A 13,297-nucleotide genomic window follows, 5' to 3' on the forward strand; every position below is an offset into this window, starting at 1 on the left:
ACGGACCGAGATGTTCGAGAAGGTGCTGATCGCCAACCGGGGGGAGATCGCCCTGCGGGTGCTGCGTGCCTGCCGCGAGCTGGGGGTGCGTACGGCGGTGGTCTACTCCACCGCGGACGCCGACTCCGCCGCCGTGCGCCTGGCCGACCAGGCCGTGCGGATCGGGCCGCCGGCCAGCCGGCGCAGCTACCTCAACGCCGCGGCGATCGTGGAGGCGGCCCGGCAGGTGGGCGCGCAGGCGGTGCACCCCGGCTACGGGTTCCTCTCCGAGGACGCCGACTTCGCCGAGATCTGCGCCGACAACGGCCTGATCTTCATCGGCCCGCCGCCGGAGGTGATGTCCGTGCTGGCCGACAAGTCCTCGGCGCGGGCGCTGATGCGCCGGGCCGGGCTGCCCCTGCCGCCGGGCAGCGTCGCGCCGGTGCCCACCGCCGCCGCGGCGGCGGAGGTGGCCGCCGAGGTGGGCTACCCGGTGATCGTCAAGGCGGCGGCCGGCGGCGGGGGCCGGGGCATGACGGTGGTCGCCACCCCGGCGGAGCTGCCCCGGGCGTACGCGCGGACCCGGGCCGCCGCCCAGGCCGCCTTCGGCGACGACCGGGTGTACGTGGAGCGGTACCTGACCGGTGCCCGGCACGTCGAGGTGCAACTGCTGTGCGACTCCCACGGCAACGGCGTGCACCTGGGCACCCGGGACTGTTCGGTGCAGCGCCGGCACCAGAAGCTGGTGGAGGAGGCGCCGGCCCCGGCACTGTCGGCCGGCACCCTGGAGGCCATCGCGGAGTGCGCCCTGCGCGGCGCCCTGCACGCCGGCTTCACCGGCGCCGGCACCGTGGAGTTCCTCGTCGACCCCGACGAACGGTTCCACTTCCTGGAGATCAACTGTCGGATCCAGGTCGAGCATCCGGTCACCGAGATGATCACCGGGATCGACCTGGTGCACGAGCAGCTGCACATCGCCGCGGGTGTGCCGCTGCGCTGGCGGCAGGAGGACGTCCGGTCGCACGGGGTCGCCATCGAGTGCCGGGTCAACGTGGAGGACCCGGACCGCGGCTTCGCGCCGACGCCCGGCCGGCTGGAGCGCTTCGTGCCGCCCGGCGGCCCGTTCACCCGGGTCGACACGCACGGCTACGCCGGCTACCTGTTCGGCCCGCACTACGACTCCCTGCTGGCCAAGGTGGCGGTCTGGGCGCCGGACCGGGAACTCGCGCTCAACCGGCTGGAACGCGCCCTCGACGAGTTCGACATCGCCGGTCCCGGGGTCCACACCACCATCCCGTTCGTCCGGCGGGTGCTCGACGACGCCGGGTTCCGCAAGGGCCGTTACTCCACCGGCCTGGTCGAGCAGTTGCTCGCCGGCCCGCCCGACGCACACCACAGGAGGCTCTGATGACCGTCACCCATGGCCGTCCGCTGACCACCGAGATCACCGACATCCTGGTGGCCAACTGCGGGCTGGACGCCGAGGCCGCCGCCCGCGCCCCGGCCGCGTCCCTGGAGGAACTCGGCATGGACTCGCTGGCGCTGCTCGAACTCTCCGCCGTGGTCGCCGACCGGTGGCGGGTGCAGATCCCCGAACAGGCCGGGCAGCTCAGCATCGCGGGCGTGGCCGAGCTGGTCGGCCGCCGCGCCGGTACGCCCGGGCACACCGAGAACAGCGTCCTCATCGCCGCGCCGCTGCCGCTGGTGTGGGACGTCACCAACGACGTCGCCAACTGGCCGCAGCTGTTCACCGAGTACGCCCGGGCGGAGATCCTGCACCGCGACGGCGACACGGTGCGGTTCCGGCTCACCATGCACCCCGACGAGAACGGCACGGTGTGGAGCTGGGTCAGCGAACGCACCGCCGACCCGGTCACCCGGCAGGTCGACGCCCGGCGGGTGGAGACCGGGCCGTTCGAGTACATGCGCATCCACTGGCGCTACGACGAGGAGCCCGGCGGGACCCGGATGACCTGGGTGCAGGACTTCGCGATGAAGCCCACCGCGCCGGTGGACGACGCGGGCATGACCGACCGGATCAACGCCAACAGCGCGGTGCAGCTCGCCGTCATCAAGGAGAAGATCGAGCGGCTGGCCGGGGCGGACCGGGCGACGGGAGCCGGCGATGAGTGAGCGGACCCTGCGGTTGGTCGCCGCCGCCGACGTCGCGCCCGACGGCCGCCGCGGCGGCGAGCTGCGGGTGCTGCTCGGCCCGAAGACCGTCGGCAGCACCTCGGGTTTCATGGGGGTGGCGGCGCTGCGCCCGGGGGAGCGGATCGCCGAGCACTACCACCCCTACAGCGAGGAGTTCCTCTACGTGGCCCGGGGCGCGATCACCGTCGACCTGGACGACGAGCCGGTGCCGCTGGCCGCCGGAGAGGCGCTGTTCGTACCGCGCAACGTCCGGCACCGGCTGCGCAACACCGGGGACGAGCCGGCCGAGGTGGTCTTCCACCTCGGACCGCTGGCGCCCCGGCCCGAACTCGGTCACGTCGACACCGAGCTGGTCGAACAGCGAGGCGGGTCGTGAGGGCGAGGAGTGAGTCGGGGTTGCGAGCCCCGCGGTCGCGAACCGAGGTGTCGCCGTGAGCGCGAGGAGTGAGTCGGGGTTGCGAGCCCCGCAGTCGCGAACCGAGGTGTCGCCGTGAGCGGGCGCCGCACGGTGGTGACCGGCGTCGGGGTGGTCGCCCCCGGCGGCGCCAGCCGGGACCGGTTCTGGAAGACCATCACCGAGGGGCGTACGGCGACCCGGCGGATCACCTTATTCGACCCGTCGCCGTTCCGCTCCCAGATCGCCGCCGAGTGCGACTTCGACCCGGTTGCCGCCGGCCTCACCGCGGCCGAGCTGCGACGCGCCGACCGGTACGTGCAGTTCGCCCTCGCCTGCGCCGCCGAGGCCGTCACCGACTCCGGCCTGGAGCTGACCGACGCCGAGCGGGACCGCGCCGGCGTGGTGCTCGGCACCGCCGTCGGCGGCACCACGGCCCTGGAGCAGGAGTACGTCACGGTCAGCGACGCCGGCAGCCGGTGGCTGGTCGACGCCGGGCGCGGGGGCCCGTACCTGTACCAGGCGCTCGTGCCCAGCAGCCTCGCCGCCGACGTGGCGTGCCGGTACGGGCTGCACGGCCCCGCGCAGGTTGTCTCCACCGGCTGCACCTCCGGCATCGACGCGATCGGGTACGCCCACCAGCTCATCGCCGACGGCGAGGCCGACATCGTGCTGGCCGGGGCCGCCGACTCGCCGATCTCCCCGGTCACCGTCGCCTCCTTCGACGCGATCAAGGCGACCAGCCCGGACAACGACGACGCGGCGCACGCCTCCCGCCCGTTCGACGCCGACCGGCACGGCTTCGTCCTCGCCGAGGGGGCGGCTGTGCTGGTGCTGGAGGAGGCCGGGCACGCCCGGCGCCGCGGGGCGCACGTCTACTGCGAGGTGGCCGGCTACGCCAGCCGCAGCAACGGCTACCACATGACCGGGCTGCGGCCCGACGGGCTGGAGATGGGGCTGGCCATCACGGCCGCGCTCAAGCAGGGCCGGATCGCCCCCGAGCAGGTCTCCTACATCAGCGCCCACGGCTCGGGCACCCGGCAGAACGACCGGCACGAGACCGCCGCGTTCAAGCGGGCGCTGGGTCAGGCCGCGTACCGGGTGCCGATCAGCTCGATCAAGTCGATGGTCGGGCACTCGCTCGGCGCGATCGGCTCGATCGAGATGGCCGCGTGCGCGCTGGCCGTGGAGTTCGGCGTGGTGCCGCCGACGGCCAACTGGAGCACCCGCGACCCGGAGTGCGACCTGGACTACGTCCCGAACGAGGCGCGGGAGCTGCCGGTCGACGTGGCGCTCTCGGTGGGCAGCGGGTTCGGCGGTTTCCAGTCGGCGATGGTGTTCCGCCGGCTGCCGGGGCGGGTGCTGCCGTGACCGCGCGGGCCGTGGTGACCGGCATCGGCGTCGTGGCGCCCAGCGGGATCGGCGTGGACGCGCACTGGCGTACGGTGCTCGCCGGCACCCGTCGCACCGGACCGATCACCCTGTTCGACCCCGCCGGCTACCCCACCCGCCACGGCGGGGAGGTGCCCGACTTCGACGCCGGCGCGTACGCCGACAACCGCCGGCTGGTGCAGACCGACCGGTGGACGCACCTCGGCTTCGCCGCCACCCGGCTGGCGCTGGCCGACGCCGGCCTGCCCGAGCGGGCCCCCGACCCGTACGGCTACGCCGTGGCGCTGGCCAGTTCCTCCGGCGGGAACCTGTTCGGGCAGCGGGAGCTGCAACGGCTCTGGGGCGGGCCGTCGCGCACCGTCGGGGCGTACCAGTCGATCGCCTGGTTCTACGCGGCCAGCGTCGGCCAGCTCTCCATCCACCACCAGTTCAAGGGCCCGTGCGGGGTGCTGGTCGCCGAGGCCGCCGGCGGACTGGACAGCCTGGCGCACGCCGCGCGGGCGGTGCGCCGGGGCACGCCGGTGGTGATCGCGGGTGCGACCGAGTGCCCGCTGAGCCCGTACGCCCTGGCCTGCCAGCTGCGCTCCGGGATGCTCAGCGACTCCGCCGACCCGGAGCGGGCCTACCGGCCGTTCGACGCCGCCGCCAGCGGCTACCTGCCCGCCGAGGGCGGCGCGGTGTTCGTGGTGGAGGAGCTGGGCCACGCGCTGTCGCGGGGCGCCCGCGTGTACGGCGAGGTGACCGGTTGGGGTGCCACCCACGACGCCGTCCACACCGGACCGGACACCGCGGGCGACCCCGGGCAGTACGCCCGCGCCATGCGGCTGGCCCTGGACCGGGCCGGCGTCGGAGCGGAGACGGTCGACGTGGTGCTGCCCGACGCGCTCGGCGTGCCCCGCTACGACCGCAGCGAGGCCACGGCGCTGCGCGCCGTCTTCGGCGACCGGCCGCCCCCGGTGAGCACCCAGAAGCCGCTGACCGGCCGCGCACACCAGGGCGGCTCGGCGCTGGACGTGGCCACCGCGCTGCTCGCGTTCGGCCACGACACGCTGCCGGCCTCCGCCGGGCCGGACGAGGTGGCCGAGGGCTGCGAGCTGGACTTCCTGCGGGAGCACCGGCGACCGCGCAGCCGGCTGGCGCTGGTCTGTGCCCGCGGGTTCGACGGTTTCAACAGCGCGCTGGTCCTGCGCGGGGCCGCGCCGCAGAGGAGAGTGACGCCGTGAGCGAGCAGGTCACCGGTACGACGCCCGTCGGGTCCCGGGTCGGGGCGCAGCGGGGAGCCGACGCGGGCGGGCAACGGGCGCGGGTGGTGTTCCTGGTGCGGGTGCCGCGCGAGCGTACGGAGGCGTTCCTGGCCGCGTACGAGGCGGTCCGGCACCTGGTGGCCGGGGGCGTTGCGGGGCACCTCGTCGACCAGGTCTGCCGGTCGTCGACCGACCCGGAGCAGTGGCTGATCACCAGCGAGTGGGCGAGCCTGGCCGACTTCGAGGCGTGGGAACGCAGCCCGGAGCACCGGGACCTGGTGCGACCGATGCGGGAGTGCTTCACCGACGCCCGGTCGCTGCGCTTCCACATCCACGCCCAGACCCCCGCCACGTCCCCGGCCTGAGCCCCGCCCGCACCGCCTCGCGGCTGTCCCGCCTTTCGGCTGTCCCGGCCGGCCCGCCGCCCCACCGCCCCACGTGCATCCGACGTCCTCACGCTCATCATTGAGCGGCGGTGAGGACCGGGGCCGGCCCGCCACCCGACCTGCCCTGTGGTCCCGCTACCCCCGGTCGCCGGTGAGGCGGCAGTGACGCCGTGGGCTGTTCGCCCGCCGGCCGCAGGGGCACGGGTGGAACACCATGGGTGTCAACGACGGGCGGTGACACCCATGGTGTTCCACCCGTGTGGTGGCAGGCGGGTGCGCCGCCCGGCACACGTCGTTCCTGGCGTGGGTCCGTCCCGGCCGTATCGCCCCGCCCCGTTCCGGCCCGCGTGGCCGTACCGGCGCGCGCCTGAAGACCGCCATCGGCCGTCCGGTGGACGTGCCGCGCCGTACGCACGACGGGTCATCCGGCGGATACCCTCAGTCGACGTACACGCCCGATCCTGCCCGCCGAACCGGTCGTGGGCAATCCGGCCGGCCGCCCTTTCTGATCTAGCCATTCGCATCTAGCTATGTGTCCGGACGGCGTCGTAAGGTTCCCCGCAGCACCCCGACAGGCACACCTTATGGGCGATTCCGCCCTTATTGAGGCTGGGCGGTGAACGGTAGTGACCAGCGGAAATCCTGCGGCGACAGACCCGATCTGGGTTGACGAAATTCTGCTCGAAGGCCGTTCGACCGACATTTGTTTCCGACTGCCCGGACCGGTCGACCGGGGCACCCTGCGGCGGCTGGTGACCGAGGCGCAGGCCCGCCTCGGCGCCGCCGGACTGCGTCCCGGGGGCGCCGCCGCGCTGCGGATGCCGCCCTCGCTGGCGTACGTGGTGAACCTGCTGGCCACCTGGCGCAGCGGGGCCCAGGCGATCCTGCTCGACCACCGGCTCACCGACCACGAGGTCGACCGGGCGCTCGCGCGGCTCACCCCGCAGGTGGTCGTGGCCCCGGTCCGCACCGGCGGCGGCGGGCTGCGGGTCTTCGTCGACGTCACCGAGGGCGTCACCGCGTACGCCGACCGTCCGGCGGTCAGCGGGCACGCGGTGATCCAGCTCAGCTCCGGCTCCACCGGACCGTCCAAGGTGATCGGTCGTACCGCCGAAGACCTGGTCGCCGAGGTGCGCCGCTACACCCGCGTCGACGGCGTGGCGCTGCCCGGCGAGCGGATCATCCTGCTGCCCTCGATGGTGCACGTGCTCGGCCTCGTCGGTGGCCTGCTCTACGGCCTGCACGCCGGCGTCGAGCTGGTGCCGCCGGAGCGGCTCGCCGGCGACGCGGTGCTGGCCGCGATCGCCGCCGCCGACTCGCCGGCCACCGTGCTCGGCGTCCCGTTCCACATCGGACTGCTCGCCTCCACCCGCCCCGCCGGCCCCCTGCCGCAGTTCAGGCGGATGACCACCGGCGGTGAGCTGGTGCCGTCCGCCGTCGCCCGTGCCTTCACCGACCGGTACGGCGTACCGCTGGGCAACATGTACGGGATGACCGAGGTCGGCGTCATCGGCACCGACCTGTACGGCCGGCACCGCCCGTCGATCGCCCCGGCGCCCGGCATCGAGGTCCGCGAGGTCGACGGCGAGCTGTGGGTGAGCTGCCCCGCGTCGCCGTACGTCGGGCTGAGCGACCCCACCCGCTGGGCCGACGGCTGGCTGCGCACCCGCGACGCCGGCGCGGTCGACCCGGACACCGGCCTGGTCGCCGTCCGCGGGCGGCTCGACTCGCAGGTCTCCGTCGGCGGCCTGAAGGTCGACCTGACCGAGGTGGAGGCGACCGTCGCCGAGCTGCCCGGCGTCGCCGCCGCCGTGGTCGTCTTCGACGGCGGGATCACCGCCTACGTGCAGCCGGACGGGCCGCTGTCGGAGGAGGTGCTCGACAAGCTGATCGCCGAGCGGTTGGCCGGCTACAAGCGCCCCCGCGCCCTGCGCCTGGTGGATCAGCTGCCCCGTACCACCACCGGCAAGCTGGTCCGCGCGGCCGACGCGCTGCGGGCGGCCGCCACGTGAGCGCCGCCCCGCGCCGCCCCGACCGATCCGACTGTCCCGTCCGCCCCGTCCGAGCCGACCGGCACCGCCCCGATCGGCACGACGTGGACCGGCACCGCCTCGCCGGCGGTCACCGCGACCGCCAGGACCAGGCCCCCGCCCACCCGGGGATGCCCGACGCGCAGCCGCCCGGCCCCGGACGGTTGCCGCAGCCCGCCGTCGCCGGCCTCGGGCAGCGGGCGCAGCGCGCCGTCGGGGTCTTCGGGCACCGGCATGAGCCGCCGCAGACCGCCGTCGCGCAGCCCTCTCCCGAGCGCCTTTCCCACGGCCTCCTTCGCCGTCCACAGCCGCAGGAAGTCCCGCGCCCGCCCGTCGGCGTCGCGCCCGGCCAGCCATGCCGCCTCGGCCGGCGCGAACCAACGCCCGGCCAGCGCCAGCGCGGGCAGCGGGCGGCACCACTCCACGTCGACTCCCACCGGGCCGGCTGCCCGGGCGGCGACCGCGACCACGCCGTCGGCCCGGCTGACGCTGACCGGCAGCTCCACCCGGGCCCCCGCGCCGGACACCGCGACCAGCGGACGCCCGTCGCGGCCGTGCTCCACCACGATCTCCGCCTCCGCGCGGCCGAGCAGCGTGGCACCCGCCCGCCGCAGCAGCCGCCCGGCCGGGAGCGGCCGACCGCCGACGCCCCGACCGATCCACACGTACACGGTGTCCCGACCGGGCACCGGTAACTGGCTCACGGAAAGAGGTTAACCATGCGACCCGAGATCCGCGCCTTCGTCGTCGAGCAGCTCGAGGACATGAACTACGACGTCGAGGGCCTCGACGACGACACGACCCTCGGCCCGTCCGGGGTGGACCTGGAGTCGCTGGCCCTCGCCGACCTCGCCGTGCGCGTGGAGGACCGCTACGGCCTGAAGTTCGCCGACGACGAGTCCGAGAAGCTGGCCCTGATGACGGTCGGCGAGTTCACCACGATGGTCGCCGACCGGGTCGCCGGGGCGACGAGCGACAACGCCTGATGGCCGGTCAGCCCGAGCTGGAACGGGCCGACCTGGTGGCCATGCTCGCCGAACTGGCCGCTAGACCGGCCGCCGAGGTCGGCGACCGGATCGGCTCCATGGAGCTGGCCTGGCTGGTGCACCTCGTCGAGCAGCGCCTCGACCGGCGCCTCGACCTCACCGACGACCAGCTCGCCGGGATCCGGACCGTCGACGACGCCCTGGCGGTCTTCCGGACCACCCTGACCGCCGCCGCCGATGGCTGAGCGGGCCGCCGTCCAGCTCACCGGCGTCCACGCGACCAGCGCGTTCGGCAGAGGAACCGAGGCGCTGCTCGCCGGCGTGCTCGCCGGGGCCCCGGCGTTCCGGCCGGTGGACCGCTTCGACACGACGCCCCGCCGGGTCGACGCCGCCGCCATCCTGTCCGACGCCGGCGACCTGACCGACGAACTCGCCGAGGCGGTCGACGCGGCCTGCCGGGACGCCGGGCTCGACGCCGGCAGCCGGGCCGGCACGGCCCTGCTGCTGGCGGTGCACGGCGGCGCGCACGTGCCGGCGCTCACCACCGGGCTGGCCGCCCGGACCGGGCTCACCGGCCCGGCCCGGGCGTACACCACCGCCTGCGTCTCGGCCAGCAGCGCGGTCGCCGACGCCGCCGCCCTGATCCGCCGGGGCGACGTCGCCCGGGCGGTGGTGGCCGCCGGCTACCTGGTCGAGCCGGACCAGTACGCGCTCTTCGACGCCGGTCGCGCCCTCGCCACCGACGGCGCGGTGCGTCCGTTCAGCGCCGGCCGCACCGGGCTGCTGCTCGGCGACGGCTTCGCCGCGGTGGTGCTGGAGTCGCGGGCCGTCGCCCGTGGCGCGGTCGCCGACCTGCTCGGCTGGGGCCGGTCCGGGGACGCGTTCCACCCCTGCCAGCCGGAGCCGGGCGGGCGGGGCCTGGCCCGGGCGGTCACCGCGGCGCTGCGCCGGGCCGGGCTGCCGGCGGAGGCGATCGGGTACGTCAACGCCAACGCCACCGGCACCGGCCACAGCGACGCCGCCGAGGCGGCGGCGCTGCGCACCGCGCTGGGCGCGGCGGCGGCACGCGTCCCGGTCAGCTCCACCAAGGCGCTGCACGGGCACGCCCTGGAGGCCTCCGGCCTGCTGGAACTGGTGGTGACCGTGCTCGCCCTGCGGCACGGGAAACTGCCCGTCAACGCCGGCTGGCTCGGCCCCGACCCGGCCTGCCCGCTGGACGTCGTCCGCGACGCGCCCCGGCCCGCCGCCACCGGGTACGCGCTGAGCCTCAACGCCGCCTTCGGTGGCGCCAACACGGCGCTGCTGGTCGGTGCGGCATGAGCCCGACCGCCGGGTATCCCGCCGGCCGCCTCACCGTGCTGGCCGAGGCGGCCTGGCCCGAGCCGGGCGATGGGGCGCCGCCGCCGGTGCCCGGGTACGTGCACTCCAGCTTCCCGCCCCTCGTCGCGGCCGTCGCCGAGCGCTGCCTGACCCGGGCGTACGGCCGGCGGCCGGCCCCCGACGGTGAGCGGATCGCGGTCGTGCTGGTCAGCGCGGCCGGGGACCGGGCCAGCGCGGCGCACGTGCGTGCCACGGTCGCCGGCGGCGGCCGTCCCGGGCCGCTGTTCTTCTTCCAGTCGGTGCCCAACAGCGTGGCCGGGCACGTGGCCGCCCGCTGGGGCCTCGGCGGGCCGGTGCTCTGCCTCGCGCCGACCGGCGACCCGCGCGCCGAGGGCACCGCCGAGGCCGAGCTGCTGCTGCACGACGGCGACGCCGACCGGGCGTTGCTGGTCCTGATCGAACAGGCACCCGACGACGGCCCCCCGGGCGGGGCACCCGGGAGCGGCGCCGTCGCGGTGCTGCTGGGGGGAGGAGACGCACCATGAGGAACAGGGGACTGCGGGGGGTGCTGGCCGCCGACGAGCGGATCGGCGCGGGCAACGTGCTGGCCCGGGTGCTGGCGCACGGCGCCGACCCGGACGGGCCGGGCCTCACCTTCGACACCGCCGTGGACGGCCACCCGGCCGGGCGGGCGCTCACGCTGGGCCGGCTCGACGAGCGGGTCGCCGCCCGCGCCGCCTGGCTGCACGAGCGGGGGATCAAGCCCCGCGACCCGGTCGCCGTGTGGGCCAGCGCCGCCGCCGACATGGTGCTCAGCTTCCTCGCGCTGACCCGGCTCGGCGCGATCCCGGCGCTGGTGAACGGCGGGCTGCGCCCCGAGATCGCCGCCGAGTACGTCCGCCGGCTGCGCGGCGTCGGCGTGCTCGCCGACGACGCGCACCGCGCCCTGCTGGCCGGCCACGACCTCGGCGTGCCGGTGCTCGGCACGCCCGCCGAGGCCGGCACCGGCGACCCGGCCGCCGCGCCGGAGCACTACCGGCACCACGCCGACGACCCGGTGGTCATCACCCACACCTCCGGCACCACGGGGGTGCCCAAGGCGGTGCTGCACTCGCACGCCAGCCTGTTCGCCGCCACCCGGCACCTGCTCGCCATGCCGCAGGCGCAGGGCACCCGCCGCATCCTCAACGCCCTGCCCGCCCCGCACACCGCCACCGTGCTCATGGTCAACCAGGCCCTCGGCAACTCCGCCGAGATGCTCCTGCTCTCCGAGCAGGGTGGGGAGCGGGTGCTGGAGGCGATCCAGCGCTGGCGTCCCGACGGGGTCTTCGGGTTCTCCGTCACGTGGGCGGAGCTGGCCCGATTCGACCTGTCCGCGTACGACCTGGACTCGGTGTCGCTGTGGTTCAACACCGGCGACTGCTCGCACGAGCCGCACGTGCGCCGGCTGGTGGCGGTCGGCTCCCGCGACGTGGTGACCCGCGAGGGGGTCACCCGGGTGCCCGGCTCGGTCTTCATCGACGGGCTCGGTTCCAGCGAGATGGGGCACTCGATGTTCCACATCACCCACCGCGTCGACACCGACCGGTACGGCCGCTGCGTCGGCCGGCCCTACCGGTTCGCCAACGTCGCCGTGCTCGACGCCGACGGCGATCCGGTGCCGGCCGGCGAGGTGGGCTGGCTCGGCGTCGACTCGCCGTCGCTGTTCCGCGGCTACTGGAACGACTCCGTCACCACCCACCGGTCCCGGCGACGCGGCTGGTACCTGACCGGCGACCTGGTGTACGCCGACGACGAGGGCCGCTACCACCACCTGGACCGGGCCGTCGACGCGGTCGACGCGGGGGACGGGCGGTGGTTCTACACCGCGCTGTCCGAGGAACGCGTCCTCGCCGCCTGCCCGGACGTCACCGACTGCACGGTCGTGATCACCTCGGGGGCCGGCGGGGTGGTCACCGACGTGCTGCTGGAACTCGCCGCCGGCGTCGACCCCGCCGAGGACCGCACCGGGCGGGTCCGGGCCGCGCTCGGCCCGGACGTCGGCGCGACCCTGCGCCGGGTCGTGCCGGTCCGCTCCGCCGACATCCCGGTCACCGTGACGGGCAAGGTGCGCAAGGTGGCCCTGCGGGAGCGCTACCTCACCGAGACGCCGTCATGACCGCCGTCATCACCGGGATGGGGCTGTTCACCCCCGTCGGGCGGGGCGTCGACGCCACCTTCGACGCGCTCTGCGCCGGCCGGTCCGGGCTGACCCGGCCGCCGGCCGGACACCCGGCGGCCGGGTCGCTGGAGGTGGCCGGCGTCCTCCCCGACGTCGATCCCCGCACGGTCGCCACCGGGCCGGAGACCAGGGTGCTGGACCGGGTCGTGGTGCTCGCCCTGCTCGCCGCCGCCGACGCGCTCGCCGACGCCGGGATCGAGGTGGGCCGGGACGTGGACCCGGGCCGGATCGGGGTGATCATCGGCGGCGTCGGTGGGATGGCCACCCTGGAGGCGCAGGTGCTGGCCCGCGCCGAGCGCGGCCGGGCGGCGGTCAGCCCGTACCTGCTCACCGGCATCCTGCCGAACATGCCGTCGGCCCGGATCGCCATCCGCCACGGTATCCGCGGCTACACCTCGGCGGTCGGCACCGCCTGCGCCTCCGGCGCCCAGTCGATCGCCGACGCGGTGCGGCTGATCCGCGTCGGTGAGGCCGACGTGGTGCTCTGCGGGGCCAGCGAGGCGCCGCTGTTCCCGACCTTCTCCGACACCTTCGGCAACGCCCGGGCGCTCGCCCGGGGCTGGGCCGACCCGACGGCGGCGAGCCGGCCGTTCGACGCCCGCCGCAACGGGTTCGTCCTCGCCGAGGGCGCGGCCCTGCTCGTGCTCGAACGCGCCGAGCACGCCGCCGCCCGGGGCGCCGCCGGCTACGCCGAGGTCGCCGGGTACGGGGCGACGACCGACGCGTACCACCCGACCGCCCCGCGACCCGACGGCGCCGGCGCGGCGGAGTGCATGCGGCGCGCGCTGGTCAGCGGCGGCGTGCCCGCCGCGCGGGTCGGCTACGTCAACGCGCACGGCACCGCCACGAAGCTCGGCGACATCGCCGAGACGACCGCGCTGGCCGAGGTGTTCGGCGCCGGCGGCGTGCCGGTCAGCTCCACCAAGGCGCTCACCGGCCACCTCCTCGGCGCCTCCGGCGCGCTGGAGGCGGCGGCCACCGCGCTGGCGCTCGGCCGGGGCCTGCTGCCGCCGACGCACAACCTCGACGACCCGGACCCGGCCTGCCCGGCGGACCACATCCGCGCCGAGCCGCGGAAGACGGACACCGGATACGCGCTGACCAACTCCTTCGGCTTCGGCGGCCAGAACGTGAGCCTGCTGCTTGCGCGGGCCGCCCGGCCGAGGGACTGACCACGCACCATCCCGGGCG

General features: G+C 75.7%; 14 protein-coding genes. 13 read left to right on the forward strand and 1 reads right to left on the reverse strand.

Annotated features, from left to right (window positions below):
* Nucleotides 1-10: 10 nt before the first annotated feature.
* From ACLQ22_RS15725 to ACLQ22_RS15755, 7 genes are all read left to right on the forward strand, one after another.
* Nucleotides 11-1,387, forward strand: a complete 1,377-nt coding sequence (locus ACLQ22_RS15725; protein WP_425692919.1) for an acetyl-CoA carboxylase biotin carboxylase subunit — start codon at nucleotides 11-13, stop codon at nucleotides 1,385-1,387.
* The gene (locus tag ACLQ22_RS15730) at nucleotides 1,387-2,112 is read left to right on the forward strand and encodes an SRPBCC family protein (RefSeq protein WP_425692920.1); all 726 of its coding nucleotides are present in this window, start codon (nucleotides 1,387-1,389) and stop codon (nucleotides 2,110-2,112) included. Before ACLQ22_RS15725 ends, ACLQ22_RS15730 begins: the two co-directional genes overlap by 1 nt.
* Nucleotides 2,105-2,509 (forward strand): cupin domain-containing protein, encoded by a 405-nt coding sequence (locus tag ACLQ22_RS15735; protein WP_425692921.1) that lies wholly within the window; start codon nucleotides 2,105-2,107, stop codon nucleotides 2,507-2,509. The genes ACLQ22_RS15730 and ACLQ22_RS15735 overlap by 8 nt, the downstream gene beginning before the upstream one ends.
* 114 nt (nucleotides 2,510-2,623) lie before the next feature.
* Entirely contained in the window at nucleotides 2,624-3,898 is a 1,275-nt protein-coding gene (locus tag ACLQ22_RS15740; protein WP_425692922.1) for a beta-ketoacyl-[acyl-carrier-protein] synthase family protein, read from the forward strand.
* Nucleotides 3,895-5,142, forward strand: a complete 1,248-nt coding sequence (locus ACLQ22_RS15745) for a beta-ketoacyl synthase N-terminal-like domain-containing protein (protein WP_425692923.1) — start codon at nucleotides 3,895-3,897, stop codon at nucleotides 5,140-5,142. The genes ACLQ22_RS15740 and ACLQ22_RS15745 overlap by 4 nt, the downstream gene beginning before the upstream one ends.
* Nucleotides 5,143-5,225: 83 nt before the next feature.
* Nucleotides 5,226-5,528, forward strand: coding sequence for an antibiotic biosynthesis monooxygenase family protein (locus ACLQ22_RS15750; RefSeq protein WP_121399356.1), 303 nt, complete (start codon nucleotides 5,226-5,228; stop codon nucleotides 5,526-5,528).
* 647 nt (nucleotides 5,529-6,175) lie between these two features.
* Nucleotides 6,176-7,561 (forward strand): class I adenylate-forming enzyme family protein, encoded by a 1,386-nt coding sequence (locus ACLQ22_RS15755; RefSeq protein WP_425692924.1) that lies wholly within the window; start codon nucleotides 6,176-6,178, stop codon nucleotides 7,559-7,561.
* Here the strand turns inward: ACLQ22_RS15755 and ACLQ22_RS15760 are convergent.
* Nucleotides 7,492-8,283: a 4'-phosphopantetheinyl transferase family protein gene (locus tag ACLQ22_RS15760; RefSeq protein ID WP_425692925.1), complete on the reverse strand. Its 792-nt coding sequence runs from the start codon at nucleotides 8,281-8,283 to the stop codon at nucleotides 7,492-7,494. The two genes, ACLQ22_RS15755 and ACLQ22_RS15760, sit on opposite strands and share 70 nt — an antisense overlap.
* A gap of 15 nt (nucleotides 8,284-8,298) precedes the next feature.
* On the opposite strand from ACLQ22_RS15760, the gene ACLQ22_RS15765 reads away from it, so the two are divergent.
* From ACLQ22_RS15765 to ACLQ22_RS15790, 6 genes are read left to right on the forward strand one after another with little or no spacing between them, the layout of a single operon-like run.
* A complete protein-coding gene (locus tag ACLQ22_RS15765; RefSeq protein WP_121398730.1) occupies nucleotides 8,299-8,565 on the forward strand; it encodes an acyl carrier protein in 267 nt (88 codons plus the stop codon).
* The gene (locus tag ACLQ22_RS15770; protein WP_425692926.1) at nucleotides 8,565-8,810 is read left to right on the forward strand and encodes an acyl carrier protein; all 246 of its coding nucleotides are present in this window, start codon (nucleotides 8,565-8,567) and stop codon (nucleotides 8,808-8,810) included. Before ACLQ22_RS15765 ends, ACLQ22_RS15770 begins: the two co-directional genes overlap by 1 nt.
* The gene (locus ACLQ22_RS15775) at nucleotides 8,803-9,885 is read left to right on the forward strand and encodes a beta-ketoacyl-[acyl-carrier-protein] synthase family protein (protein ID WP_425692927.1); all 1,083 of its coding nucleotides are present in this window, start codon (nucleotides 8,803-8,805) and stop codon (nucleotides 9,883-9,885) included. The genes ACLQ22_RS15770 and ACLQ22_RS15775 overlap by 8 nt, the downstream gene beginning before the upstream one ends.
* Complete coding sequence (locus tag ACLQ22_RS15780; protein WP_425692928.1) at nucleotides 9,882-10,430, forward strand: beta-ketoacyl synthase chain length factor; 549 nt, start codon at nucleotides 9,882-9,884, stop codon at nucleotides 10,428-10,430. The genes ACLQ22_RS15775 and ACLQ22_RS15780 overlap by 4 nt, the downstream gene beginning before the upstream one ends.
* Nucleotides 10,427-12,043 (forward strand): class I adenylate-forming enzyme family protein, encoded by a 1,617-nt coding sequence (locus ACLQ22_RS15785; protein WP_425692929.1) that lies wholly within the window; start codon nucleotides 10,427-10,429, stop codon nucleotides 12,041-12,043. The genes ACLQ22_RS15780 and ACLQ22_RS15785 overlap by 4 nt, the downstream gene beginning before the upstream one ends.
* On the forward strand, nucleotides 12,040-13,278 hold the full coding sequence (locus ACLQ22_RS15790) for a beta-ketoacyl-[acyl-carrier-protein] synthase family protein (protein WP_425692930.1): 1,239 nt from the start codon (nucleotides 12,040-12,042) through the stop codon (nucleotides 13,276-13,278). The genes ACLQ22_RS15785 and ACLQ22_RS15790 overlap by 4 nt, the downstream gene beginning before the upstream one ends.
* Nucleotides 13,279-13,297 lie beyond the last annotated feature (19 nt).

The organism is Micromonospora sp. DT178 (assembly GCF_049841695.1).
Lineage (GTDB): Bacteria > Actinomycetota > Actinomycetes > Mycobacteriales > Micromonosporaceae > Micromonospora.

Coding starts and splice junctions, on each gene's coding strand:
- ACLQ22_RS15725 (WP_425692919.1), top strand. CDS start 11: ATGTTCGAGAAGGTGCTGATCGCCAACCGGGGGGAGATCGCCCTGCGG.
- ACLQ22_RS15730 (WP_425692920.1), top strand. CDS start 1,387: ATGACCGTCACCCATGGCCGTCCGCTGACCACCGAGATCACCGACATC.
- ACLQ22_RS15735 (WP_425692921.1), top strand. CDS start 2,105: ATGAGTGAGCGGACCCTGCGGTTGGTCGCCGCCGCCGACGTCGCGCCC.
- ACLQ22_RS15765 (WP_121398730.1), top strand. CDS start 8,299: ATGCGACCCGAGATCCGCGCCTTCGTCGTCGAGCAGCTCGAGGACATG.
- ACLQ22_RS15770 (WP_425692926.1), top strand. CDS start 8,565: ATGGCCGGTCAGCCCGAGCTGGAACGGGCCGACCTGGTGGCCATGCTC.
- ACLQ22_RS15775 (WP_425692927.1), top strand. CDS start 8,803: ATGGCTGAGCGGGCCGCCGTCCAGCTCACCGGCGTCCACGCGACCAGC.
- ACLQ22_RS15780 (WP_425692928.1), top strand. CDS start 9,882: ATGAGCCCGACCGCCGGGTATCCCGCCGGCCGCCTCACCGTGCTGGCC.
- ACLQ22_RS15785 (WP_425692929.1), top strand. CDS start 10,427: ATGAGGAACAGGGGACTGCGGGGGGTGCTGGCCGCCGACGAGCGGATC.
- ACLQ22_RS15790 (WP_425692930.1), top strand. CDS start 12,040: ATGACCGCCGTCATCACCGGGATGGGGCTGTTCACCCCCGTCGGGCGG.